This is a genomic window from Caballeronia humi (assembly GCF_001544475.1).
Classification (GTDB): domain Bacteria; phylum Pseudomonadota; class Gammaproteobacteria; order Burkholderiales; family Burkholderiaceae; genus Caballeronia; species Caballeronia humi.
In genome coordinates, this window is record NZ_FCNW02000002.1 from 261,624 (window position 1) to 285,435 (window position 23,812).

Below are 23,812 nucleotides of genomic sequence, written 5' to 3' on the forward strand. Positions count from 1 at the left end.
TCCGCTATGAGGAATTACCCGATGCCTTGAATCGGGCGCGTTTGATGCGCAGACACTCTGAGTCAAGCCCAGGACAAGGGACCGTCATGACCGTCACCGCACAGCGCATTTCCGATACCGAAGTAAAAGTCGATCAGGCGATCTACGCGTTCGAATCGAAAGATAAAGCGGACGCCTTCCAGCACGGCCTCGGCACCGATTCCGTCGATGCCTGCACACGCAGTCACCCGCCGCTTTCGACGCGCGTCGCCCAGACCGACGCAGGTCCCGCCGAAGGCGAGCCGGGCAGCATCATCTCGCCGTCGCTGGGCGGGATGACCTGAGCACCGCAGACAGCGCCGAGCCGCCGCCGCGCGCGAGGCGCTGTGCGAGCGGCGAGCGCATCAGGGCGTCGAGCGGCATCGGCTTGGCGAAGAAATAGCCTTGCGCCTGCTCCGCGCCCATGTCGCGCAGCACGCTGAGCGTCTCGGCATCCTCTACGCCTTCCGCGACCAGCGTCAGATCGAGCGATTCGGCCATCCGCACGATCGCCCGCACAATCGCGCGGCTGCGTGAGCTCGCTGTCAGTTCGAGGATGAAGGACTTGTCGATCTTCAGGCCGCTGAAGCGGTACTGATGCACGTAACTCAGCGACGAAAAGCCCGCGCCGAAATCATCGAGGACAACGGACATGCCGTTGTCCGCGAGACGCTGCATCGTGCGGCGCGCGAGATCCGGTTCCGCGACGAGGGCGCCCTCGGTCAGCTCCAGGCACACGCGCGACGGCGCCACGCCGTGCCTATGCAGGAGCGCGAGGACGTCGTCGGCGAACTCGGGGCGCGTCATGCTGTAGCTCGAACAGTTCACGTGCACCGGCGGCCAGTTCGCGTGCCGTGCGTCCGAAAGGATCACGGCGACGCGCGTGAGCATGTACAAATCGAGCCGCCCGATGATCCGCAGTCCCTCGACGGCCGGCAAAAATTCTCCCGGCCCGACGATGCGCCCGTCCGGCTTGCGCCAGCGGACCAGCGCTTCGAGCGCGACGACGTCGCCGGTCGTCACGTCGACGATCGGCTGGAAAAACGGCAGCAGTTCGTCGTCGCGCTTGAGCGCGTTGCGCAGCGCGCCTTCGCGCTCCACCTGGTCCGACACTTCTCGCCGAAGTTCGTGATTGAAGACGACGTAACTGTCGCGGCCCGCGTTCTTCACGCGATACATCGCCGTATCGGCGTCGCGCAGCAGGTCGGCGGGCTCGGTATGGAACTGACTGTCCGCGTTCACGATCCCGATGCTGCACGACGAAAACACGACGTGATCGTCGATGTGAAACGGCAAGTCGAACGCGGCGAGAATCCGTTCGGCGATAGCGACCGCATCGTTTTGCGGCGCATTCGGCGAGAGCACCGCGAATTCGTCTCCGCCGAGCCGCGCGAGCAGGTCGCTCGTACGCAGGCACGCGCGCAACCGTTCGGCCGCCTGCACGAGCAGCAGGTCGCCGTAATGGTGACCCAGGCTGTCGTTCACGACCTTGAAGCGGTCCAGGTCGATGAACATCACCGTCACCTGCCGCCCAAACTCGCGATACGCCCGCCATTCGGCCTGCAAGCGCTGCAGCAAGTGGCTGCGATTCGGCAGGCCGGTCAGCGCGTCGTGCGAATTTTCGTGGACGAGCCGCGCGTTGGCGTTGTCGAGTTCGCGCGTGCGGATCTGCACGCGCGCTTCGAGCTCGGCGTTCGCCGCGTGCAGCGCCTCGGCGGCGCGGCGCCGGGAAAGCGCGGTATCGATATGGCGCGAGACGAAGGTCAGCAATTCCTGGTCGCGCAGCGAATAGCGCACGAGCGGCGCGTAGCTTTGCACGGCGAGCACGCCGCGCACATCGTCGCCGTCGAAAAGCGGGATGCCGAGCCATGAACGCAGCCGCACGTTCTCGTTACCCGTATCGATCGTGCGTTCGGCGATCAGGCGGCGCGCGTCGGCCGCATCGATCAGGCACGGGCGGCGCTGACGGATCACGTATTCGGTCAGGCCGCGCTGCCCGCGACGCGGCAGCGGCGGCTCATGGACGATCTCATCGACGTAATAAGGAAACGAGACTTCCCGCGTATCGGTATCGAAGAGCGCGATGTAAAAATTGCGCGCATAAAGCAGCTCACCGACGATGTCGTGCAGGCTGCGGAAGAATTCGACCATGTCGCCCGGACGGCTCGACAGTTCCGCGATCTGGAAGAGCGCCGCCTGCAGATGCTCGGCGCGCTCGCGCTCGGCGATGCCTTCGCGCAACGCCGCGTTCACGCGCGAAAGTTCCGACGTGCGGCGCGCGACCTGCTCTTCGAGGTCGGCGCGGTGCAGGATCCGGTCGAGCGCCATCGCGACGTGCCGCGCGACCACGAGAAAGAGCGCGCGGTCCTCGGCGCTGTAGACGCGCGAGACGTCGTAGACCTGCATCGCCAGCATGCCGAACACTTCGTCCGATGCGTTTTTCAGCGGCGCGCCCATCCAGAACTCGGGACGGTCGCCGATGCAGTAATAGCTGCCTTCGCGCTCGGCGGCGCGGATCATCGCGGCATCGACGAGGAGCGGCTGGCCGGTCGTCAGCACGCGCGCGGTCAGCGAAAGGCGATCGGGATTCAAGAGGTCGTAGTTCTCCGCCGCGACGACTTCCGTATCGATCACGTCGACGTAGTACGGATAGGTTATCTTGCCGCTCTTGCGGTCGTAGAGCGCGAGGTAGAAGTTCTCGGCGTCGATCAGCGTGCCGAGCCGTTCGTGAATGCGCTGCAAAAATGCGGCGCGATCGGGCACCGAACTCGCGAGATACGCGATTTCGTACAGCACGCGCTGAGTGTTCTGCGCGTGGGCGAGGGCGTCGGTCTGCACGCGTTCGCCGAGGCGTCGCGCGAGGTCGCGCAAGGATTCGTCGGCGGCGAATTCGGCGGGCGCGACGAGCCAGCCCAGCACGCTTTCGCCACGGCCGGTCGGCCAGCGATGCCAGCCGCGCGCCGCGCAAAGCGCCGCAAAACGGTCTTCGGCGATGCCCTGCGGCCAGTCGAGCGGTGCATCGCCCCGGCCCGCGAGGTGCAACTGCTCGCCCGCGCGATACCACGCCCAGGCGCACGGCCGGCCACAACCGGGCGCCGAGCGCAACAGGGCATCGATCGACGGCGCAGCGGTGGCGGCGCTTAACGCATCGTTCGAGTCGGGCGAGGTGTCGATCATGGGGAAAACACTCATCGGCAGTGCAGGGCCAGGAAGCCAGTCCTTTTCGTGTGATTCGAACGGAGAACGCAACGATTTGGGCCGTTCCGTGGATCGGTCTATTCGTGCTAACGGCACGCGCGCTCGGGGCTTGAGATGTTTCTGAAAGCCGTCGCGCGCCGTGCTGATTGTGTATGAAGAATAAGGCCGCGCCCGGGCAAAAGCAAAACGGCCAATAAGTGAGGAATTCTGGCGAGCGGTGGTCGGGAGGCCAGATTGCCGAGAAGCCGTCGTCGGTGCACGCGTTGAGTGCCATCGGTTCGATGGACTACCTTCCGCCGCCGGGGTCCCGGCAGGTGCACGGGTGCACGGCGCGTGAACACCGATGGAGCACGGTCACGGCATCATGACAACGACGCGAACCGCTCCCGGTAAGCCTGCGGTGTCACGCCGAGCGCGCGCAGGAAGCCGCGCCGCATCGTTTCCTCGGAGCCGAAGCCGCAACGCGCGGCGATCCGCTTGACCGGCAGCGCCGTATCGCCGAGCAGGCGCCGCGCCGCTTCGAGCCGCAGTTGTTCGATCGATCGCGCGGGCGTGAGGCCGGTCTGCGCGTGATAGTGGCGCACGAAACTGCGCTCGCTCATGCCGGCGCGCGTCGCGAGCGCGCCCAGCGACAAATCCGCCGACAAATTCTCCACGATCCACGCGTGCAGTTCGCCGAATCGATCGCCCGCTTTTTGCAGCGAGAGCGCCGCGCTGAACTGCGCCTGGCCGCCGGGGCGCTTGAGAAACACGACCAGATGTCGCGCGACATCGAGCGCGAGCGCGCGGCCGAGATCGTCTTCGATCAGCGCGAGCGCCAGGTCGATGCCCGCCGTCACGCCCGCCGAGGTCCAGACATCGCCGTCGCGGATGAAGATTGGATCTGGCTCGACGCGCACGGCGGGGTAGCGCTCGGAAAGCTCGGCGCAGCGCGTCCAGTGCGTGACGGCGCGGCGTTCGTCGAGGAGGCCCGCCGCCGCGAGCAGGAACGCACCCGTGCACACCGACGCCACGCGCCGCGCCAGCGAAGCCTGCTGGCGCACCCACGCGACGAGCACCGGATCGCGCGACGCCTCGTACACGCCCCAGCCGCCCGCGACGATGAGCGTATCGGACGGTTCGCCCTCGCCCGGCAGCGGATGCACGACGAGGCCGAGCCCGGCGGAGGTCGATACGGTGCCGCCATCACCCGCCGCGACGACGCGCGGCAAGTACGGCGGGGCATCGCCGCGCGCGCAGGCCAGCTCATTCGCCGACGCGAACGCCTGAAGCGGCCCGGCGACGTCGAGCAACTGGACGTTGGCGAAGGCGAGCACATCGATACGTCGCGTATTTCGCTGATTCATGGCAGTTGGCGTGAAACGTGGGCTAAGTGTCATTCACGCCATAGCGTAGCGGCGTACGATTTCCCCGTCCACCCCTCAACTCGAAAAGGAACTGTCATGACGCTCCATATCGGCCTGCTGTTGTTCCCGCGCGTCCAGCAACTCGACCTGACCGGCCCGCACGATGTCTTCGCGCAAATCCCCGGCGCGGCTGTCCATCTGGTCTGGAAGACCTGTGAGGCGCTGGAATCGTCGAGCGGGATGGTGCTCACGCCCGACACCACGTTCGACGGCAGCCCGCCGCTCGACGTCATCTGCATTCCGGGCGGCTCGGGCGTCGGCGCCCTGATGGAGGACGATGAGACGCTCGACTTCATCCGGACGCAGGCGCGCGGCGCGCGTTTCGTGACATCGGTGTGCACGGGCGCGCTCGTGCTGGGCGCGGCGGGCCTCCTGCGCAGCCGGCGCGCGACGACGCACTGGGCGTACCACTCGCTGCTCGCCGATCTGGGCGCGATTCCCGTGCGCGAACGCGTCGTGCGCGACGGCAATCTGCTGACGGGCGGCGGGGTCACCGCGGGCATCGACTTCGCGTTGACGTTGGCTGAGGAACTCGTCGGCGCGGAGGAGGCGCAGGCGATTCAGCTCCAACTCGAATACGCGCCCGCGCCGCCGTTCGACGCGGGGTCGCCGGAGAGTGCGCCGCGTGCAGTCGTAGAAACGCTGAAGGAGCGCTCGGCGGCGAATCTGGCGGCGCGGGGGAAGATTGTCGAGCGGGCGGCGGCGCGGCTCGGGCTGGGGCGGTGAGGGAGCGCGTGCGGTTCTTGGGCGGTCGCATCGGGCGCGCTGAGGCGACACGCGCGGTACTGGGCTGAATGTGCCACCGTGCCGGAAGCGCCGGAAGCGCCGGAAGCGCCGGAAGCGCCGGAAGCGCCGGAAGCGCCGGAAGCGCCGGAAGCGCCGGAAGCGCAGCCGCGTCAGCCAAGCGAACCGCGGCGCCACATCGCGCTACGTGCTCGCCACCTCGAACCGCTTCTGCATGAAAAACCGCGTGCTGCCCGCGAAAAAATCCGGCAATTGGCCGAACACGACGAATCCGCATCGCTCGTAGAGGCGTTTGGCGTCCGGATTCAGCGTATCGAGCCACGCGGCGCGGCAGCCGCGTTTCACCGCTTCCCGCTCCGCCGCTTCAACCGCGCGCGCAGCAAGCCCCTGACCGCGCGCGTCCTCGCGAATCCACAGCCATTTGACGAATAGCCAGTCCCAGGCGGTGAACCCTGCCAACCCGCCGACGAGTTCATCGTCTGCAAAAACCGACACCGCCAAATCCAACTGCCGCGAAGGTCCAAGCGCCTCAGCATTGAACGACGCGAGGCCGCCGCTGACGTCTGCGGCAAAATCCTCGTCGATCCAGTCGGCGACTTCGATCGTGACGTTCATCGCGTGCGGCAGAACTCAGAGATCGCTGGCAGGCGCCACCGACGCGCCCTTCACGCCATGCCGCGCCAGCGACGCCGCGACGAACCCGTCGCGTTTCATCTCCTCGACGAACGCCTTTAGATGCGCCGCCGCCGCTTCGCCGCGGCTTTTCGGCGTGCCCATCGCCTGCTGGATGACCATGAAGCGCTCGCCCAGCAGCCGCAGTCCGGGCTTGCCGGCGCTATCGGCTTCGAGTTGCTGCTTCACGCCCGCCGCCACCTCGATGCCATCGGCGAGAAACGTCTCGACTACCGCCTGCGACGATGCCGCCCGCACGATCTGCGCGCGCTTCAGCTCGCGCGTGAGAAACAGGTCGTACGCGCTGCCCTTGCCGACGACGACGCGGTTCGTCTCCTGATCGACGTCCTCGTTGCTCTGGACGGGCGAATCGTCGCGCACGAGATAGAAGCCCTCGATCAGCACGTAAGGCGCCGTGAACGCGATACCCGCGCCGCGCACCGGATCGATCGCGAAAAAGCCGATGTCGGCGGCTTCGGTCGTGACGGCATCGACCGATTTCGACGCCGTATCGAACACGACGAGTTCCGCTTCCACGCCGAGGCGCGCCGCGAACTCCCGCGCGAGATCGACGGAAATGCCGCCGACTTCGCCCGTCGGGGCGTTGCGGTTGGCGAGCAGCGGATTGCCGAGGTTGATCGAGGCGCGCAGCTTGCCCGTGGGCGCGAAGGCGTTCAGCAGGGAAGGATCGAGGGTCATGAGGAAGTCGCGGTCGGTGAGGGATGGACATTATTTAACAGAAATGCGCCCCGCGTGACCGCGATGCAGAATAGCGGCTTCCCTTGCCGCGCCCTATGCCAATGCCTGACATCGACAAAGACGAACTGATCCGCCGCTTCGGCTTGCAGCCGCATCCGGAGGGCGGCTATTTCCGCGAGACCTACCGCTCGACGGCGCGTGTGACGCGTGACGGCGCAGAAGAGACGCGCTCGGCATCGACGGCGATCTACTTCCTGCTCTGCGACGGCGCGCATTCCGCGTGGCACCGCATCCAGTCCGACGAGGTCTGGCATTTCTACGCGGGCGAGCCGATCGACGTCCATGTCATCGATGCGCACGGCGCGCTCTTCACGCTCAGGCTCGGCAATGCGCTGACGCATCCGGACGCCGAGTTCCAGGCGGTGGTCACGGCAGGCGACTGGTTCGCGGCCGAGTGCGCGGCGCCCGCTGGCGTAGGGCTCGTCGGCTGCACGGTCGCGCCCGGCTTCGAGTTCAGCGAATTCGAGATGGCGGATGCGGATGCGCTCGCGGCGGCGCATCCGCAGCATCGCGCGCTGATCGAACGGCTGGCTTAGCGGTATCATCCCGCCCATTCTCAAAACAAAAAAAGGGCCACGGATGACCGGAGCGCGGCGCGGGATTCAGTCGATCGAAGTAGGCGGCGCGCTCCTGCGCGCGCTCGTGGACCACGGCGGCCCGATGCTGCTCGGCGATCTTGCGAAGAAAGCGGGAATGTCGTCGGCGAAGGCGCACCCGTATCTCGTGAGCTACGGCAACCTCGGACTGATCCAGCAGGACGCCGCCACCGGCCGCTACGAACTCGGCCCGTTCGCGCTGCAAATGGGGTTGATCAGCCTGCAACGCGTCGATCCCGTGCGGCTCGCGATTCCCGAAATCACCGAGATCGCCGGGCAGATCCAGCACACCGTCGCGCTTGCGACCGCCGGCACCTACGGCCCGACGATCGTCCACATCAACGAGGCGACCGTGCCGATTCACGTCACGATGCGCACCGGCACCGTGATGTCGCTTTTGCAAACCGCCACCGGACGGGCGTTCGCAGCCTATCTGCCGCCACTGACCGTCGATGCGCTCGTGGCTGTGGAGGAGGCGGGGGGCATGCAGATCGGCGCCGCGCGGCGCAAGTTCACCCGAGCGCAAATCGACGCGCTGCTCGCCGAAGTGCGCGAGCACGGCATCGCGCGGACCATCGACGAACCGGTCGCCGGCATCAGCGCGATGAGCGCGCCGGTCTTCGATCACACCCGCACCATCGTGCTCGCGATCACCGCGATCGGCCCGAGCGGTTCCTTCGACGGCGCCTGGGACGGCCCGCTCGCCGCCACTTTGCGCGCGTGCGCCGCACGGGTTTCCTCGCGCCTCGGCTTCTCCGCGGCCTAATCTTCCCCTTGGATGCGTGCGTTTTCCGCGAATCCGCTTCGCGGCGCCTTCGCACGTCGGTCGTCCGCGTGCTTAGGGTAAACTCAGATTCAACAATAAAGAATGATTTGTACAATGCGTAATCAACAGGTATGGATTAACGCATTCGTTGACCGCGCCTGATCGAACATGAGGATGGAGACGCCATGCAGATCGACTTTCAAACGCTGCGGTTCGACTATGAGCGAGCCGCCGAACACGACGCCGCGACGCCGGCGCTTTACCCGGTGGTGGTCGTCGGAGCGGGGCCGGTCGGGCTCGCGACCGCGATCGACCTGGCGCAGCAGGGCGTGCGCACGGTGCTCGTCGACAACGACGACAAGCTCTCCGACGGCTCGCGCGCGATCTGTTTCGCGAAGCGTACGCTCGAAATTTTCGATCGCCTGGGCTGCGGAGCGCCGATGGTCGAGAAAGGCGTGAGCTGGAGCGTCGGCAAGGTGTTCTTGCAGGACGAACTCGTCTACACGTTCGATTTGCTGCCCGAAACCGGCCACGCGCGGCCCGCGTTCATCAACTTGCAGCAGTATTACGTCGAGGGCTATCTGGCCGAGCGCGCGCGCCGCACGGACAACCTGCAGATGCGCTGGAAAAGCAACGTCACGGGCGTGACGCAGCACGACGATTACGTCGAATTGCAGGTCGAAACGCCGGATGGGGCGTATCCGCTGCGCGCGCAATACGTCGTTGCCGCCGACGGCTCGCGCTCGCCGATGCGAAAGGCGCTCGGCCTCGACAGCCACGGCCGTACGTTCAAGGACCGTTTCCTGATCGCCGACGTCAAGATGAAGGCGCCGTTTCCCGCCGAGCGCTGGTTCTGGTTCGATCCGCCGTTTCACCGCAACCAGTCGGTGCTGCTGCACCGCCAGCCGGACGATGTATGGCGCATCGATTTCCAACTCGGCTGGGACGCCGATCCCGTCGCGGAAAAAGCGCCCGAGCGCGTGATTCCGCGCGTGAAGGCGCTGCTCGGCGAGGACGTCGAATTCGAACTGGAGTGGGTGAGCGTCTACACGTTCTCGTGCTTGCGGATGGGCGAGTTTCGCCACGGCCGCGTGCTGTTCGCGGGCGATTCGGCGCATGGCGTGTCGCCGTTCGGCGCGCGCGGCGCGAACAGCGGTGTGCAGGATGCCGACAACCTCGCGTGGAAGCTGCGCCTCGTGCTGAACGGCGACGCGCCGCAGACCTTGCTCGACACCTACGCGTCCGAGCGCGAATTCGCGGCCGACGAAAACATCCGCAATTCAACCCGCGCGACCGATTTCATCACGCCGAAGAGCGCGGTTTCGCGTCTTTTCCGCGACGCCACGCTCAAGCTCGCGAAAGACTGCCCGTTCGCGCGGCGGATGGCGAACAGCGGGCGCCTCTCGGTGCCGGCCGTGCTGCGCGATTCGCCGCTCAACACAGCCGATCGTCCGGGTGACGCGTTCTCCTGCGCGATGGTGCCCGGCGCGACGAGCACGGATGCGCCGGTGCGCGTCGCGGGCGAGGCGGCGTGGTTTCTCGCGCAGACGGGCGGCGGCGTGTTCACGGGCGTCTATTTCTGCGCATCGGCGGCTGACGCAGAGCAGTTGTCGGCGTTGGCACGATCTCCAATTCCGATGCGCACTTTGATCGTCGTGCCACGCGGCGCTACGAGTGAAGCGCTGCCGCCAGGCATGCAGGTGATCGAAGACGCGGAAGGCATCGTCGCGCAACGCTTCGATGCGCAGCCCGGCACGTTCTATCTGCTGCGTCCGGACCAGCATGTGTGCGCGCGCTGGCGCGCTTTCGATGCCGCGGCGGTCGCGGCAGCCATCAATCGCGCGACCTGCAACGGGTGAACGGCCATGAAACTGACTATCGAAACGAATATCGCGGACTACGACGGCTTTTATGAGCGTCTGATCGATGCCCACAACGGTCTCACCGACGAACAGAGCCAGATGATGAACGCCAAGCTCGTGCTGCTGCTGGCGAACCACATCGGCGATAGCGAGGTGCTCGACGAGGCGCTTTCGCTTGCGCGCAAGGGCGTCGCGGGCGAGGCCGCCGCGCCGCAGTAAGCAAAGGCCAGCTTACATGCCGAGCGTCTTCAGGATGAACGCGCCGATGCTGTCGATGTCGTTCAGTGGCAGCACCGGCAGCGTCGTTGAGATTGATGCGGGGTCGTCGGAGGCGATCGCGAGGATCGCCGCATCGGTCTTGTAGAGCGGCTCGGTCGAAACTGCCGTGCGCACGACTTCGAGGCGCGGCAGCTTCTCTCGCGTAAAGCCCTCGACGATCGTGATATCCGCCGGCGACATCCTGCTCACGAGGTCGGCCAAAGGCGGTTCGCCCTCATCATGCAATTCGCGCATGATCGCGTAGCGGTACGGCGACGCGACCAGCACTTCACCTGCGCCGGCCTCGCGAAAGCGTGCGCTGTCCTTCTGCGGCGGTTCGAGCTGGATCGAATGGTGGCTGTGCTTGACGACATTCACGATCAGGCCACGCACGCGAAACCACGGCAGCAACGCTTCGATCAGCGTGGTTTTTCCCTGTCCCGAGCGGCCGGAGATGCCGAAGATCGGCGTCGATGAATTCATGCGGTTTCGAGTTTTATTGGGCAATCCGTGCGGGTGCGCGGGCCTTCGTGAAACTTCAGCAGTTTAGCCGAACGCCCTGACCCATCCCGGGGCCGCATCCCCTTCCAAAAATCAAGCCGACGCGTGGCGTGCCCCGCTCAATCGCGCTATCGTCTGGGATCGTCTTTTCGGAAGGGCGCTTCCCATTTGCTGAAGCGCCCGCGTGTTTCAAGAGGATCAGACATGGCAGAAGACAATCTCAGCACCCCCGTTGCACCGCAACAGTTTTCCATCGACGTGATGCTCGAGAAGTACGCGAAGGGCGACGAGAGCCGCATCGAGGACATCTATCGGCGCGTCGCGCGGGGCGTGTCGCTTGCCGAGCCGGAAGCGCTCAGAAAGAAGGTCGAGAACGATTTCGTCGACAACTTCAGGCGCGGTGCGCTGGGCGCCGGCCGCATCATGAGCGCGGCGGGCACGGGCATCGAGGCGACACTCATCAACTGCTTCGTGCAACCGGTCGGCGATGCGATTCAGGGCGTCGATGAAACAAATTTGCCGGGCATCTACGTGGCGCTGTTGCAAGCGGCCGAGACGATGCGGCGCGGGGGCGGTGTCGGGTATAACTTCTCCGCGATCCGGCCGAAGGGCGCGCGCGTGCATTCGACGGGTTCCTCGGCGTCGGGGCCGTGCAGCTACATGGACGTATTCGATGCGTCGTGCCGTACCGTCGAAAGTGCCGGTTCGCGGCGCGGCGCGCAAATGGGCATCCTCGATTGCACGCACCCCGACCTGCTCGAATTCATCACGGCCAAGCATACCAAGGGGCGCTGGAACAACTTCAACGTGTCGGTGGCGGTATCGGACGAATTCATGCAGGCCGTCGCCGACGATGCCGCGTGGGAGCTCGTGCATCGCGCGGAACCATCGCCCGCGCTGCGCGCATCGGCCGATCTGCGTCAGCGCGACGACGGGCTGTGGGTCTATCGCGAGGTGCGGGCGCGTGAAGTGTGGGACGTGATCATGCGCTCGACATACGACGTGGCCGAGCCGGGCATCGTATTCATGTCGCGCATGAACGACGACAACAACCTGCGCGCGATCGAAACGATCCGCGCGACGAATCCCTGTGGCGAGCAGCCGTTGCCCGCTTACGGCTGCTGCAATCTCGGGCCGCTCAATCTCACGCGTTTCGTGCGCGATCCGTTCGCGCAACGACACGGCGGCACACCGACGTTCGACTGGGACGCGCTCGCGAAGACCACGCGCATCCAGGTGCGTTTCCTCGACGACGTGCTCGACGTCACGCTCTGGCCGCTGCCCGAGCAGGCGCGTGAAGCGCAGGCGAAGCGGCGCATCGGCGTGGGCTTCACGGGTCTCGGCGATACGCTCGTGATGCTCGGCATCCGCTACGACGCACCCGAAGGCCGCGAGTTCGCGACGCGCGTCGCGCGCACGATGCGCGACGAGGCGTATCGCGCGTCGGTGGAACTCGCGCGCGAGCGCGGTGCGTTTCCGCTCTTCAACGCGAAGCAGTATCTGGAGGACGGCACGTTCGCATCGCGCTTGCCCGAGGACATCAAGGAAGATATTCGCAAGAGCGGCATCCGCAACAGCCATCTGCTATCCATTGCGCCGACGGGCACCGTGAGCCTCGCGTTCGCGGACAACGCATCGAACGGCATCGAGCCCGCCTTCTCGTGGACGTACACGCGCACGAAACGCATGGCCGATGGCGGGCGTCAGTCGTTCGCGGTGGAGGATCACGCGTACCGGCTGTATCGCGAACTCGGCGGCGACGTGAAGACGCTGCCCGATTACTTCGTGAGTGCGCTCGAAATGTCCGCGCACGATCACCTCGAGATGATGGCGGCGGTGCAGCCGTTCGTTGATACGTCGATCTCGAAGACGGTCAACGTCCCCGCCGATTATCCGTTCGACGCGTTCCAGGATCTGTATTTTGAAGCGTGGCGGCGCGGGCTGAAAGGGCTCGCGACGTATCGGCCGAACGAGACGCTCGGCGCGGTGCTTTCGGTGACGCCCGAAGCCACGCCCGCCGATTCGCCCGATCCCGATCTCGAACAGGACCCGCTGCGTATCGCAATCGATCATCGGCCGCGCGGCGAGTTGCCCGCCATCATCGAGAAGGTCGAGTATCTGACGCAGGCCGGCAAGAAGTCGCTTTACGTGGCGGTGTCGTTCATCGAGGTGACAGGAAGGCTCGGCGGCGACGACGTGACGATCGAGCGGCCGATCGAGTTCTTCATTCCGACCGGGCAGCGCGACGAATCGCAGCAATGGATCACGGCGACGATGCGTTCGCTTTCGCTCGCGGCGCGCGGCGGGTTCGTCGCGCGGAATCTGCAGGATATGCGCAAGGTGTCGTGGGATCGCGGACAGGTGCGGCTCGGCGATGTCGAGCGGCTCGACGGTCATCGCAGTCCGCGCTGGCACGATTCCGAAGTCGCGGCGCTTGCTTACGCGATCCAGCAGATTCTCTTCCGGCGCGGCTTCCTCGATGCCGAGGGCGATCAGGTTCCGTCGCGCACGTTGGCGCAAAAGCGCAGTCATGCCACGTTGGCGCAGCCGGTTCTCGACACTGCCGGTGAAGAGGACCTCACGCAACTCGATTCATCGTCAGGCGACGGTCATTCGCTGATGCGCATGCACGGCCAAAAGTGCTCGACGTGCGGCGCCAACGCGGTGATCCGCAAGGACGGCTGCGATTTTTGCACGGCGTGCGGGGAAATCGGCGCTTGCGGGTGATGGCTTAATCGGACGCGCTCGCGACCGTATTCGTCGCGGGTGTAGCTGTCTGCGACACGACCCGCTCGACTTGCGAGCGGGCTGCATCGGAAACGACTTGCGGCCCTGCGATCGTCGCGATCACGAAGACCACCGCGACGATTACCGCACCCACGCGGCTTCTCCTGCCTGACTATCTGTCGTGCTTTCAGCTTTGGGCACATAAGGACGCCATACCGGTTGCGCGGGCGCCCAGTCATCGAGTGCAGAGAACTGCTCGAGTGGTGTGTTGTCGTTCATGATGCATTCCCTCTTGTAACTTCAGTGTGCAGCAATGCCGCTTTGCGTTGCCGAGCCGTTCGCATACTCGACGATCTCGCGATTGCGCTGTTCAGCAAGCGCGGCGCGCCGTGCGGACTGTTCGGCAATCGCAACACCCGTCAGGCTCTTGTCCGGATATGAATTGCGATTCAGGTTGGGCAACGTCCCATTCGAATACGCGGTGGCGATTTCCGCTTTCACTTCCGCACGTGTCTTCGTGGTTTGCACGGTGTTCGTGTCCGCTTGATACGTGCCGGCACGCCCGATGCCGCCGTCGGCGAACGCCGTGGTCGAAATGACTGCGGAGATGGCGACAAACGAGAGACCTGCGATCAGTCGGCTTTTCATGATGACGCTCCTGTCGGTGCAACTTGTGTGAGAGCAGCGTCATCGAGAACGCTGCGACAGGACGAAATGTAGTCAAGCGAGGGCCGCGGATAAATGCGCAAGAGGCGAAAAGATTAATCGATTTCGACGAACAATCGCGGCACGCCTTATGGAGCGGGCGATTCGGGGAATCGCGCACAGCCATTCGCGCTGAATAAAAGCGAATAGGCTTGGATAACGAAGGGAATTAAAACGAAACGGGCGCCCGAAAGAGCGCCCGCATTAAACGTGCGAACCGTTAGCTATGCAACCACATCGACGGTCCCCGCGACTTCCGGTACGCCGCGCTTGACGACCATCGAAGCAGGCGTGCTGGTCGGCAGGCAGCGGCCTTCCGAGTCTTCCTGACCCGACAGCAGCGGGCAGCGCTCGAACAACTCCGCCGCCCAGTCGACGAACACGCGCACCTTCTGCGACAGATGGCGGTTATGCGGATAAACCGCCGAAATCGGCATGGGCAAAGGCTTCCACTGCGGCAGCACCTCGACGAGTTCGCCCGATTGCAGATACGGCAGCGCCATGAAACGCGGTGGCTGAATCAGGCCGGCGCCTTTCACGCCGCAGCTCAGATACGCCTCGGCATCGTTCACGGCGATCGCGCCCCGCATTTTCACTTCGATCGTTTTGTCATCGACAACGAAGTCCATGTCGATCACGCGGCCCGTGCGGCTCGAAAAATAATTGACGGCCGTGTGCTGCTCCAGATCTTCGATGGTCTGCGGTGCGCCATTGCGTTCGATGTAGCCAGGGCTCGCGGCGGTCAGGCCCTGAAACACGCCGATACGCCGCGCGACGAGACTCGAATCCTGCAGCGTGCCCACGCGAATCACGCAATCGACGCCTTCCTGGATCAGATCGACGGGCTTGTCGCCGAAGCCGACCATCAGCTCGATATCCGGATAGCGCGAGTGGAATTCGCACATCGCGGGCATCACGATCATGCGTCCGATCGCGCCCGGCATATCGACGCGCAGCTTGCCGCGCGGACCTTTCGCGCTGCTCGCGAACGAGCTCTCCGTTTCCTCGATATCCGCGAGGATGCGCACGCACCGCTCGTAATACGCGGCGCCGTCGGGCGTGAGGTTGAGGCGCCGTGTCGTGCGTTGCAGGAGCCGCACGTTAAGGAAAGCCTCGAGGTTCTGAATGATCGTCGTCACCGATGCGCGCGGCAGGTTGAGCGTGTCCGCTGCGCGCGAAAAGCTGTTGGTGTCGACAACTCGTGTAAAGACCTGCATTGCCTGTAGCCGATCCATTTCTCTCACCGTCAATTGCTTATAGCCGCGCGGAATAAAGGGAATTAAGCGCGCTGCTAAGAAGTGAATAAGGATGACGAGCCGCGATTGTTCAGTGCGACCGAATTGTGTTGCCGGATTATAGGCATTTATCTAAAAACCTGCGGGCACCAGAATTCGTTCCATCGCAACTCAGGTGGGATGGCGCGAACACGCCGCAATAACCATGGCAACAACGCTGGATCAGGGGCTCGCTCCGAGGCTTTGCATCGAAGAAGTCCGTATCGCGGGACACTCGCAGCCAATCATGCTGCGCAGCTATCGCCCCGCGCCGGACGGCACCGTCCTGCCGATTGTCCTTTATTTTCATGGCGGCGGCTTTACGCACGGCACGCTCGACGACGCCGAGATCGCCGCCGCGACCATCGCCCGCGACACGCAGGCGTGGGTCATTTCGGTCGATTATTCGCTCGCGCCGGCGTTTCCGTTTCCCGCCGCGCCCGAAGACGCGTACCGCGCGGCACAGTGGGCGGTCGCGAATGCACGGGCACAGCGCGCGGACCCGCACCGAATTGGTGTGGCGGGGCACGACGCAGGCGGCAATCTTGCGACTTGCCTTGCCGCCATTGCTCGCGATCGGGGCGATATCGAGATTTCGGCGCAGGCCTTGCTTGCACCGCTGCTCGACCCCAGCATGACGCGCCTTGCCGACGAACGTAAGGTCACTGGCTCCGACATGGGCATGTGCGAATGCGCGCGTTCGTACCGCGCGTATCTGCCGAACGCATCGCAAAGGCTGCATCCGTATGCGGCGCCGCTCGAATCACGGCGCCTGGCTGGCTTGCCGCCCGCGCTCATCGCGAGCGCCGAGCACGACCTGCTGCATATCGAGGCGGAAAAGTACGCGGGCGAGCTGATCGCCGCGGGCGTCCCCACAGAAGTGACGCGTCACTGCAAGGCGTCGCACAAGGGCCTCGCGACGCACCCGGGCGCGCTCGCGGATGTCGTCACTTTTTTCAGAAAACGTCTCGCGCTCGTCAGGCCGTCCGGCGCGCGCGGCAATAAAAATCTCAACGACTAATCGGAGTTCGACATGTTCTTCACTCGCAAACGCATTTACGCATCGCTTGGAGCCGCGCTCGTCGTGGCGGCAGTCGGCGGCTATACCGCATGGCGCGGTCACGGCGATGCGCCCGTGAATAGCGCCGAGGCCGCGGCCCACAGCGCGACGGCGACCGAAGTGGACGTCGCGACGGTCGTCTCGAAGACGATCACCGACTGGCAGAACTACTCGGGCCGCCTCGAAGCGGTCGACAAGGTCGATATCCGGCCGCTCGTGCCGGGGACGATCGTCGCGGTGCATTTCAAGGACGGTGCGCTCGTCAAGAAGGGCGATCCGCTTTTCACGATCGATCCGCGTCCGTACGTCGCCGAAGTCGATCGCGCAGCGGCGCAAGTGGCATCGGCGCAAGCGCGTAACGGCTATACGTCGACGGATGCGGCGCGCGCCGAGCGCCTGCTCGCCGACAACGCCATCGCCAAGCGCGATTACGACGAGAAGCAGAACGCATCGCGTGAGGCGATCGCGGGCCTGAAGGCCGCGCAGGCGGCGCTCGAGACCGCGAAGATCAACCTCACCTATACGAACATTGTCGCGCCCGTGTCGGGCCGCGTGTCGCGCGCGGAGATGACGGTGGGCAACATCGTCTCGACGGGTGCGAACGCGCCGCTCCTCACGACGCTCGTCTCGGTCTCGCCGATCTACGCCTCGTTCGACATGGACGAGCAAACGTACCTGCGTTATCTGAGCCGGGATACGAAGGCCACGGTGCCGGTCTCGCTCGGCCTCGCCAACGAGGACGGCTATTCGCGCGAAGGCACGGTGGCCTCGGTCGACAACCGGATCGATACGAACTCGGGCACGATCCGCGTGCGGGCACGCTTCGACAACGCGGACGGCACGCTGTTGCCCGGCCTCTACGCGCGCATCAAGGTGGGCGGCGGCGCGCCGCATCCGGCCGTGCTCGTCGACGATGCCGCCATCGGCACCGATCAGGACAAGAAATACGTGATGGTCGTCGACAAGGACAACCGCGTGCAGTACCGCGAAGTCACGCTCGGCACGCAGCAGGAAGGCCTGCGCGTCATCACGAAGGGACTTGCTCCGGGCGAGCGCATCGTCGTGAACGGTTTGCAGCGCGTGCGTCCGAACGATGTCGTGAAAGCGAACGGCGTCGCGATGGCGAACAACGCGCCGGCCCCGAAAGCGGCTTCATAAGCACCGTCAAACAAGCGGCGTCACAAGCGCTGCTCCAAGGCAAAAACAACTGTCATGAACATATCCAAATTCTTCATCGACCGCCCGATCTTCGCGGGCGTGCTATCGGTGGTGGTGCTGCTCGCGGGCGTGATCGCGATGTTCAAGCTGCCGATTTCCGAGTATCCGGAAGTCGTGCCGCCGTCGGTCGTCGTGCACGCGCAGTATCCGGGCGCGAACCCGAAGGTCATCGCCGAAACCGTGGCCTCGCCACTGGAAGAGCAGATCAACGGCGTCGAGAACATGCTCTACATGCAGTCGCAGGCGAATAGCGACGGCAACCTTAATCTCACCGTCACGTTCAAGCTCGGCACCGATCCGGACAAGGCGCAGCAGCTCGTGCAGAACCGCGTGTCGCAGGCCTTGCCGCGCCTTCCGCAGGATGTGCAGCTCCTCGGCGTCACGACGATCAAATCGTCGCCGACGCTGACGATGGTGGTCCACCTGAACTCGCCGAACGGTCGCTACGACATGACGTATCTGCGCAACTATGCGCTGATCAACGTGAAGGACCGGCTGGAGCGGATCGGTGGCGTGGGGCAGGTGCAGCTCTGGGGCTCGGGCGATTATTCGATGCGCATCTGGCTCGATCCGCAGAAGGTCGCGCAGCGCGGGATGACGGCGACCGATGTCGTCAACGCGATCCGCGAGCAGAACGTGCAGGTCGCGGCCGGTGTGATCGGTGCATCGCCGACGCTGCCGAACGTGCCCGTGCAGTTGAACGTGAACGCGCAGGGCCGCTTGCAGAACGAGTCCGAGTTCAAGGACATCGTGCTCAAGACCTCGCCTGACGGCGCGGTCACGCGTCTGCACGACGTGGCGCGTGTCGAACTTGCGGCATCGGAATATGGCTTGCGTTCGCTGCTCGACAACAAGTCGGCGGTTGCGATCGCGATCAACCAGCAGCCGGGCGCGAACTCGCTGCAGATCTCCGATCAGGTCCGCCAGACGATGAAGGAACTCAAGGCCGACATGCCGGCCGGTGTCGAGTACCAGATCGTTTATGACCCGACGCAGTTCGTGCGTTCCAGTATCGAGGCTGTGATCCACACGCTGCTCGAAGCGATTGCGCTCGTCGTGCTCGTCGTGATCGTGTTCCTGCAGACGTGGCGCGCGTCGATCATTCCGTTGCTCGCGGTGCCGGTGTCTATCATCGGGACCTTCTCGCTCTTGCTCGCGTTCGGCTTCTCGATCAACGCGCTCTCGCTCTTCGGGATGGTGCTCGCGATCGGGATCGTGGTGGACGATGCGATCGTCGTTGTGGAGAACGTTGAGCGGAACATCGAGTCGGGGCTATCGGCGCGTGAAGCGACCTATCAGGCGATGCGCGAAGTGAGCGGGCCAATTATCGCGATCGCGTTGACGCTGGTCGCCGTGTTCGTGCCGCTCGCGTTCATGTCGGGCCTGACGGGCCAGTTCTACAAGCAGTTCGCGATGACGATCGCCATCTCGACGGTGATCTCCGCGTTCAACTCGCTGACTCTTTCGCCCGCGCTCGCCGCAATGCTGCTCAAGGGCCACGACGAGCCGAAGGATTGGCTCACGCGTGCGATGGACCGCGTGTTCGGCGGCTTCTTCAAGCAGTTCAACAAGGTGTTCCATCGCGGCTCGGAAGCGTATGGCAAGGGCGTGACCAAGGTGATCAACCGCAAGGCGATCATGATGGGCCTTTATGCCGTGCTGCTCGGCGGCGCGGTGCTGATGGGCAAGGTCGTGCCGGGCGGCTTCGTGCCCGCGCAGGACAAGGAGTATCTGATCAGCTTTGCGCAGTTGCCCAATGGCGCATCGCTCGATCGCACCGAGCAGGTGGTCCGCCAGATGACGGATATTGCGCGCAAGCAACCGGGCGTGGAAAGCGCGGTGGAGTTTCCGGGCTTGTCGGTGAATGGCTTCACGAATTCGTCGAGCGCGGGCATCGTGTTCGTGACCTTGAAGCCGTTTCATGACCGCAAGACGAAGGAACTGTCGGCGGGAGCGATCGCGGGTGCGCTGAACCAGAAGTACGCGGCGATCAAGGGTTCGTTCATCGCCGTGTTCCCGCCGCCGCCGGTGCTCGGCCTGGGCACGCTCGGTGGCTTCAAGATGCAACTTGAGGATCGCGGGGCGCTCGGCTACGAAGCGCTCAACGACGCGACGCAGGCGTTCATCAAGCGTGCCTCGCAAACGCCCGAACTCGGCCCGACGTTCTCGAGCTATCAGATCAACGTGCCGCAATTGAACGTCGATCTGGATCGTGTGAAAGCGAAGCAGCTTGGCGTGTCCGTCACCGACGTGTTCAACACGATGCAGGTCTATCTCGGCTCGCTCTACGTGAACGACTTCAACAAGTTCGGCCGCGTGTATCAGGTTCGTGTGCAAGCGGATGCGCCGTTCCGTGCGAGCGCCGAGGACATCGGTCTGCTCAAGACGCGTAACGCGAACGGAGATATGGTGCCGCTGTCGTCGCTCGTGAAGGTCACGCCGACGTATGGCCCGGAAATGGTGGTGCGCTACAACGGCTACACCGCCGCCGACATCAACGGCGGGCCGGCGCCGGGCTACTCGTCGGGTCAGGCACAGGCCGCGGCTGAACGCATCGCTGCCGAAACGCTGCCGCGCGGGATCAAGTTCGAATGGACCGATCTTACGTACCAGCAGATTCTCGCTGGCAACGCGGCGCTGTTCATCTTCCCGATCAGCGTGCTGCTCGTGTTCCTCGTGCTCGCCGCGATGTACGAAAGCCTGACGCTGCCGTTCGCGATCATCATGATCGTACCGATGAGCATCCTGTCCGCGTTGCTCGGCGTGTGGCTCACCGACGGCGACAACAACATCTTCACGCAGATCGGCCTGATGGTGCTCGTGGGGCTTTCGGCGAAGAACGCGATCCTGATCGTGGAGTTCGCGCGTGAGCTGGAGATGCAGGGACGCTCGATCATGGAGGCCGCGATCGAGGCGAGCCGACTGCGTCTGCGCCCGATCCTGATGACGTCGATCGCTTTCATCATGGGCGTGGTGCCGCTCGTGATGTCGACGGGCGCGGGGTCGGAAATGCGCCACGCGATGGGTATCGCGGTGTTCTTCGGCATGCTCGGCGTCACGCTTTTCGGCCTGATGCTCACGCCGGTGTTCTACGTGCTGCTGCGCAAGCTCACGCACACGGAACACATCACGGACAAGCACGGCACGCATCCGCAGATGCGCGGTATCAAACCTTCGTACGAAGCGCAGTGAGGACAATGATGAACAAGTCGTTATCGAAACGATGGCTGGGGTTGTCGAGCCTCGTGGCCGCGATGCTGGTTGTCGCGGGCTGCTCGCTCGCCCCGACCTACGAGCGCGCCGATGTCAACGCGCCGGGCGCGTTCAAGGAAACGCCGGTTGAAACCATTTCTCCGGCCGAAGCGGGTACGTGGAAGACGGCGCAGCCGTCGGAAGAGGTGATGCGCGGCGAATGGTGGACGATCTTCGCCGACAGTACGCTCAACGATCTCGAACGCCAGGCCGCCGACGCGAACCAGAACCTGAAGGCCGCGGCCGCGCGCGTGAAGGAAGCGCGCGCGATCAACCAGACGGCGCGCGCGGGCCTCTTCCCGACGATCGATGCGGGCTTCGGCCCGACGCGCGAGAAGCTGTCGGCGGCATCGCAGCTTCAGCCGCAGGGCACGAACGTCCCGGCGCAGACGTTGTGGCGCGCGCAGGCGAGCGTGTCCTACGAAGTGGATCTGTTTGGCCGCGTCGCATCGACTGTCGATGCCGCGAAGGCCGACACGCAGCAGAGCGAGGCGCTGTTCCGCTCGGTGCAGCTTGCCCTGCAGGCGGACGTCGCGCAGAACTACTTCAACCTGCGCGAACTCGATGCCGAGATGGATGTGTTCACGCGCACCGTGACGTTGCGTGAAGAGGCGCTTAAGCTCGTGCAGCGGCGCTTCACCGAAGGCGATATCAGCGAGCTCGACGTGGCGCGCGCGAAGTCCGAACTCGCGACAGCACGCTCCGACGCGATGACGGTGCAGCGTCTGCGCGCGGCCTCGGAGCATGGTCTCGCGGTGCTGCTCGGCAAGGCGCCCGCGCAGTTCTCGATGGCGGCGAATCCGTTGAAGCCGGTCGAGATTCGCGTGCCGCCGGGCCTGCCTTCGTCGTTGCTGGAGCGGCGGCCCGACATCGCCGCGGCCGAACGCGCGATGGCGGCGGCGAACGCGCGCATCGGCGTGGCGAAGGCGGCTTTCTTCCCGTCGCTCACGCTGACGGGCGCGGGCGGTTTCGAATCGGGCACGCTCGGCGATTTGTTCCAGTGGTCGAGCCGCACGTTCCTGCTCGGGCCACTCGTCGGCACGGCGCTCTCGATGCCGATCTTCGACGGCGGCCGTCGCAAGGGCAATCTCGCGAATGCGCGGGCCGTATACGAAGAGGATGTGGCGAACTACCGGCAACAGGTGCTGGTCGCTTTCCAGGAGGTGGAGGACAACCTCTCGGACCTGCGCATCCTCGAAGGGCAGACGCAGACACAGGCGGACGCGGTGAAGTCGTCGGGGCGCGCGGCGCAGTTGTCGCGCACGCAGTACAACGAGGGCGCGGTCAATTATCTCGACGTGATCGATGCGGAGCGCACGGTGCTGCAGTCGCAGCGGGTGGCGGTGCAACTCGCGGGGACCCAGGCGGTGGCGACCGTTAACCTGATTCGCGCGCTCGGCGGCGGCTGGGGCGATGCGATGCCGACGCCGGTTGTCGAGCCGAGCCTGGCACAACGTTAAGCAGTGTCAGTTTGGCGCCATTGTTCTGAAACACGAACATATGTCTTCGTGTTGCGCGTCTTTATCGGGAGGCTCCCGCTCCGTAGAATTTGAATCATGGAATGGGAGCCTGCTATGAGAGCACTAATCGAAAGACAACTTTATCAACCGGCCATCGTCTTGCCGATGCTGGTGCTGATGCGCCTGATGGTGACACTCGATTTCAATCTGGCGCAAGTGACGCTGGTCGTGTTCGCGAAGGGATCGCAGTACGTGTTCAAGGCAGTGTTCAGGCCGCGCGCGCCGCACGCCGAATCGCGCGCGGTGTGCCGCCAATGCCACTGCTGAAGCAGGCTTTAATCGTTCAATAGATCTCCGGCACGATCATGCTCTCAGGCACGGGCTGCCGCAAATAATCATCGTTATAGACGCGCGCGGGCAGATCGATCGGGGCATGCTCGATGTCGTGATACGGCACCTGAGCGAGCAAGTGGTGGATGCAATTGAGCCGCGCGCGTTTCTTGTCCACTGCCTGCACGACCCACCACGGCGCCTCCGGAATGTGCGAGCGCTGCAGCATTACTTCTTTCGCCACCGTGTACGCCTCCCAGCGTCGCCGGCTCTCCAGATCCATCGGACTCAGCTTCCACTGCTTCAGCGGATCTTCGATGCGCGCCTGAAAGCGCACTTCCTGTTCGTCGTCGGTGATCGAGAACCAGTACTTCAGAATCTGGACGCCGCTTCGCACCAGCATTTTTTCGAACTCCGGCACCGAGCGGAAAAACTCTTCGTATTCGTCGTCGCTGCAGAAATTCATTACGCGCTCGACACCCGCGCGGTTATACCAGCTTCGATCGAACAGCACGATCTCACCGCCCGCCGGCAAGTGCGATACATAGCGCTGGAAGTACCACTGCGTTCGCTCGCGATTGTTCGGCGCGGGAAGCGCAGCGACGCGGCACACGCGCGGATTGAGCCGCTGCGTGATGCGCTTGATCGCGCCGCCCTTGCCCGCGGCATCGCGGCCTTCGAAGATCACGACGAGCCGATGCCCCGTATTCACCACCCAGTCCTGCAATTTCACGAGTTCGCCTTGCAGGCGGAACAACTCGCGGAAATAGACCTTGCGCGATTCGCGCGCTTCCTCGGAGAGCGCGCTTTCGCCATCGAGCAGGCGATCATCGACTTCCATCTCCAGTTCTTCGTCGTAACTGTCGATCAGGTCCGCTTCGAAGCGGCGCTGCCGGTCTTGCGAAATCATGGTGAGCTCCGTTGACGTTTGGGCGCACGCGGGGGTGCGGCGGTCGGCCGATTGTCCGGGTCGACGGTGTCAGGCGTGTGACATTCGCGTGACTCG

The 23,812-nt window shown here is 64.5% G+C and carries 22 protein-coding genes; 12 read left to right on the plus strand and 10 right to left on the minus strand.

What is annotated here, in order from left to right:
- The first annotated feature begins 86 nt into the window (after positions 1-86).
- Positions 87-323: a hypothetical protein gene (locus AWB65_RS04130; RefSeq protein ID WP_087665920.1), complete on the plus strand. Its 237-nt coding sequence runs from the start codon at positions 87-89 to the stop codon at positions 321-323.
- On the opposite strand, the gene AWB65_RS04135 is transcribed toward AWB65_RS04130, so the two are convergent.
- Positions 292-3,210 carry a bifunctional diguanylate cyclase/phosphodiesterase gene (locus tag AWB65_RS04135; protein WP_087665921.1) on the minus strand — a complete coding sequence of 973 codons (2,919 nt, stop codon included), beginning with the start codon at positions 3,208-3,210 and terminating at the stop codon, positions 292-294. The two genes, AWB65_RS04130 and AWB65_RS04135, sit on opposite strands and share 32 nt — an antisense overlap.
- 368 nt (positions 3,211-3,578) lie before the next feature.
- Positions 3,579-4,595 (minus strand): GlxA family transcriptional regulator, encoded by a 1,017-nt coding sequence (locus tag AWB65_RS04140; protein ID WP_327357227.1) that lies wholly within the window; start codon positions 4,593-4,595, stop codon positions 3,579-3,581.
- 63 nt (positions 4,596-4,658) lie between these two features.
- Here AWB65_RS04140 and AWB65_RS04145 point away from each other — a divergent pair, with 63 nt between their 5' ends.
- Complete coding sequence (locus AWB65_RS04145; RefSeq protein WP_087665923.1) at positions 4,659-5,348, plus strand: DJ-1/PfpI family protein; 690 nt, start codon at positions 4,659-4,661, stop codon at positions 5,346-5,348.
- 201 nt (positions 5,349-5,549) lie between these two features.
- Here AWB65_RS04145 and AWB65_RS04150 read toward each other — a convergent pair whose 3' ends face one another.
- Together AWB65_RS04150 and AWB65_RS04155 are read right to left on the minus strand one after the other, a co-directional pair.
- Positions 5,550-5,981, minus strand: a complete 432-nt coding sequence (locus AWB65_RS04150) for a GNAT family N-acetyltransferase (RefSeq protein ID WP_087665924.1) — start codon at positions 5,979-5,981, stop codon at positions 5,550-5,552.
- 15 nt (positions 5,982-5,996) lie between these two features.
- Positions 5,997-6,737 (minus strand): ABC transporter substrate-binding protein, encoded by a 741-nt coding sequence (locus AWB65_RS04155; protein ID WP_087665925.1) that lies wholly within the window; start codon positions 6,735-6,737, stop codon positions 5,997-5,999.
- A 95-nt stretch (positions 6,738-6,832) separates the two neighbouring features.
- On the opposite strand from AWB65_RS04155, the gene AWB65_RS04160 reads away from it, so the two are divergent.
- The 4 genes from AWB65_RS04160 to AWB65_RS04175 all read left to right on the plus strand — a co-directional run bounded on the left by AWB65_RS04160 (position 6,833) and on the right by AWB65_RS04175 (position 10,240).
- The gene (locus tag AWB65_RS04160; protein ID WP_087665926.1) at positions 6,833-7,333 is read left to right on the plus strand and encodes a cupin domain-containing protein; all 501 of its coding nucleotides are present in this window, start codon (positions 6,833-6,835) and stop codon (positions 7,331-7,333) included.
- Positions 7,334-7,376: 43 nt separating this feature from the next.
- A complete protein-coding gene (locus tag AWB65_RS04165; protein WP_087665927.1) occupies positions 7,377-8,159 on the plus strand; it encodes an IclR family transcriptional regulator in 783 nt (260 codons plus the stop codon).
- 185 nt (positions 8,160-8,344) lie between these two features.
- Positions 8,345-10,018, plus strand: coding sequence for an FAD-dependent oxidoreductase (locus AWB65_RS04170; RefSeq protein WP_087665928.1), 1,674 nt, complete (start codon positions 8,345-8,347; stop codon positions 10,016-10,018).
- A 6-nt stretch (positions 10,019-10,024) separates the two neighbouring features.
- On the plus strand, positions 10,025-10,240 hold the full coding sequence (locus tag AWB65_RS04175; RefSeq protein ID WP_087665929.1) for a DUF2783 domain-containing protein: 216 nt from the start codon (positions 10,025-10,027) through the stop codon (positions 10,238-10,240).
- A gap of 12 nt (positions 10,241-10,252) precedes the next feature.
- Here the strand turns inward: AWB65_RS04175 and mobB are convergent, their stop codons facing one another.
- Positions 10,253-10,762, minus strand: coding sequence for a molybdopterin-guanine dinucleotide biosynthesis protein B (gene mobB / locus AWB65_RS04180; RefSeq protein WP_087665930.1), 510 nt, complete (start codon positions 10,760-10,762; stop codon positions 10,253-10,255).
- 222 nt (positions 10,763-10,984) lie between these two features.
- On the opposite strand from mobB, the gene AWB65_RS04185 reads away from it, so the two are divergent.
- The gene (locus AWB65_RS04185) at positions 10,985-13,507 is read left to right on the plus strand and encodes an adenosylcobalamin-dependent ribonucleoside-diphosphate reductase (protein ID WP_087665931.1); all 2,523 of its coding nucleotides are present in this window, start codon (positions 10,985-10,987) and stop codon (positions 13,505-13,507) included.
- A gap of 4 nt (positions 13,508-13,511) precedes the next feature.
- Here the strand turns inward: AWB65_RS04185 and AWB65_RS36250 are convergent, their stop codons facing one another.
- From AWB65_RS36250 to AWB65_RS04195, 4 genes are all read right to left on the minus strand, one after another.
- On the minus strand, positions 13,512-13,661 hold the full coding sequence (locus AWB65_RS36250) for a hypothetical protein (RefSeq protein WP_159907519.1): 150 nt from the start codon (positions 13,659-13,661) through the stop codon (positions 13,512-13,514).
- A complete protein-coding gene (locus tag AWB65_RS36255; RefSeq protein ID WP_159907523.1) occupies positions 13,649-13,786 on the minus strand; it encodes a hypothetical protein in 138 nt (45 codons plus the stop codon). The genes AWB65_RS36250 and AWB65_RS36255 overlap by 13 nt, the downstream gene beginning before the upstream one ends.
- Before the next feature lie 21 nt (positions 13,787-13,807).
- Positions 13,808-14,155, minus strand: coding sequence for a DUF4148 domain-containing protein (locus tag AWB65_RS04190; RefSeq protein ID WP_087665932.1), 348 nt, complete (start codon positions 14,153-14,155; stop codon positions 13,808-13,810).
- A gap of 281 nt (positions 14,156-14,436) precedes the next feature.
- Complete coding sequence (locus AWB65_RS04195) at positions 14,437-15,447, minus strand: LysR family transcriptional regulator (RefSeq protein ID WP_087665933.1); 1,011 nt, start codon at positions 15,445-15,447, stop codon at positions 14,437-14,439.
- A 205-nt stretch (positions 15,448-15,652) separates the two neighbouring features.
- On the opposite strand from AWB65_RS04195, the gene AWB65_RS04200 reads away from it, so the two are divergent.
- The 5 genes from AWB65_RS04200 (at position 15,653) to AWB65_RS04220 (ending at position 22,803) form a co-directional block, all read left to right on the plus strand.
- Positions 15,653-16,507: an alpha/beta hydrolase gene (locus AWB65_RS04200; RefSeq protein WP_087665934.1), complete on the plus strand. Its 855-nt coding sequence runs from the start codon at positions 15,653-15,655 to the stop codon at positions 16,505-16,507.
- Between the two features lie 12 nt (positions 16,508-16,519).
- On the plus strand, positions 16,520-17,704 hold the full coding sequence (locus AWB65_RS04205) for an efflux RND transporter periplasmic adaptor subunit (RefSeq protein WP_087665935.1): 1,185 nt from the start codon (positions 16,520-16,522) through the stop codon (positions 17,702-17,704).
- Positions 17,705-17,758: 54 nt separating this feature from the next.
- Positions 17,759-20,956: an efflux RND transporter permease subunit gene (locus tag AWB65_RS04210; RefSeq protein WP_087654265.1), complete on the plus strand. Its 3,198-nt coding sequence runs from the start codon at positions 17,759-17,761 to the stop codon at positions 20,954-20,956.
- An 8-nt stretch (positions 20,957-20,964) separates the two neighbouring features.
- Positions 20,965-22,476 (plus strand): efflux transporter outer membrane subunit, encoded by a 1,512-nt coding sequence (locus tag AWB65_RS04215; RefSeq protein WP_087666041.1) that lies wholly within the window; start codon positions 20,965-20,967, stop codon positions 22,474-22,476.
- A 114-nt stretch (positions 22,477-22,590) separates the two neighbouring features.
- Positions 22,591-22,803, plus strand: a complete 213-nt coding sequence (locus AWB65_RS04220) for a hypothetical protein (protein WP_200821662.1) — start codon at positions 22,591-22,593, stop codon at positions 22,801-22,803.
- A 16-nt stretch (positions 22,804-22,819) separates the two neighbouring features.
- Here the strand turns inward: AWB65_RS04220 and ppk2 are convergent, their stop codons facing one another.
- Complete coding sequence (gene ppk2 / locus AWB65_RS04225; RefSeq protein WP_087665937.1) at positions 22,820-23,716, minus strand: polyphosphate kinase 2; 897 nt, start codon at positions 23,714-23,716, stop codon at positions 22,820-22,822.
- Positions 23,717-23,812: the final 96 nt, after the last annotated feature.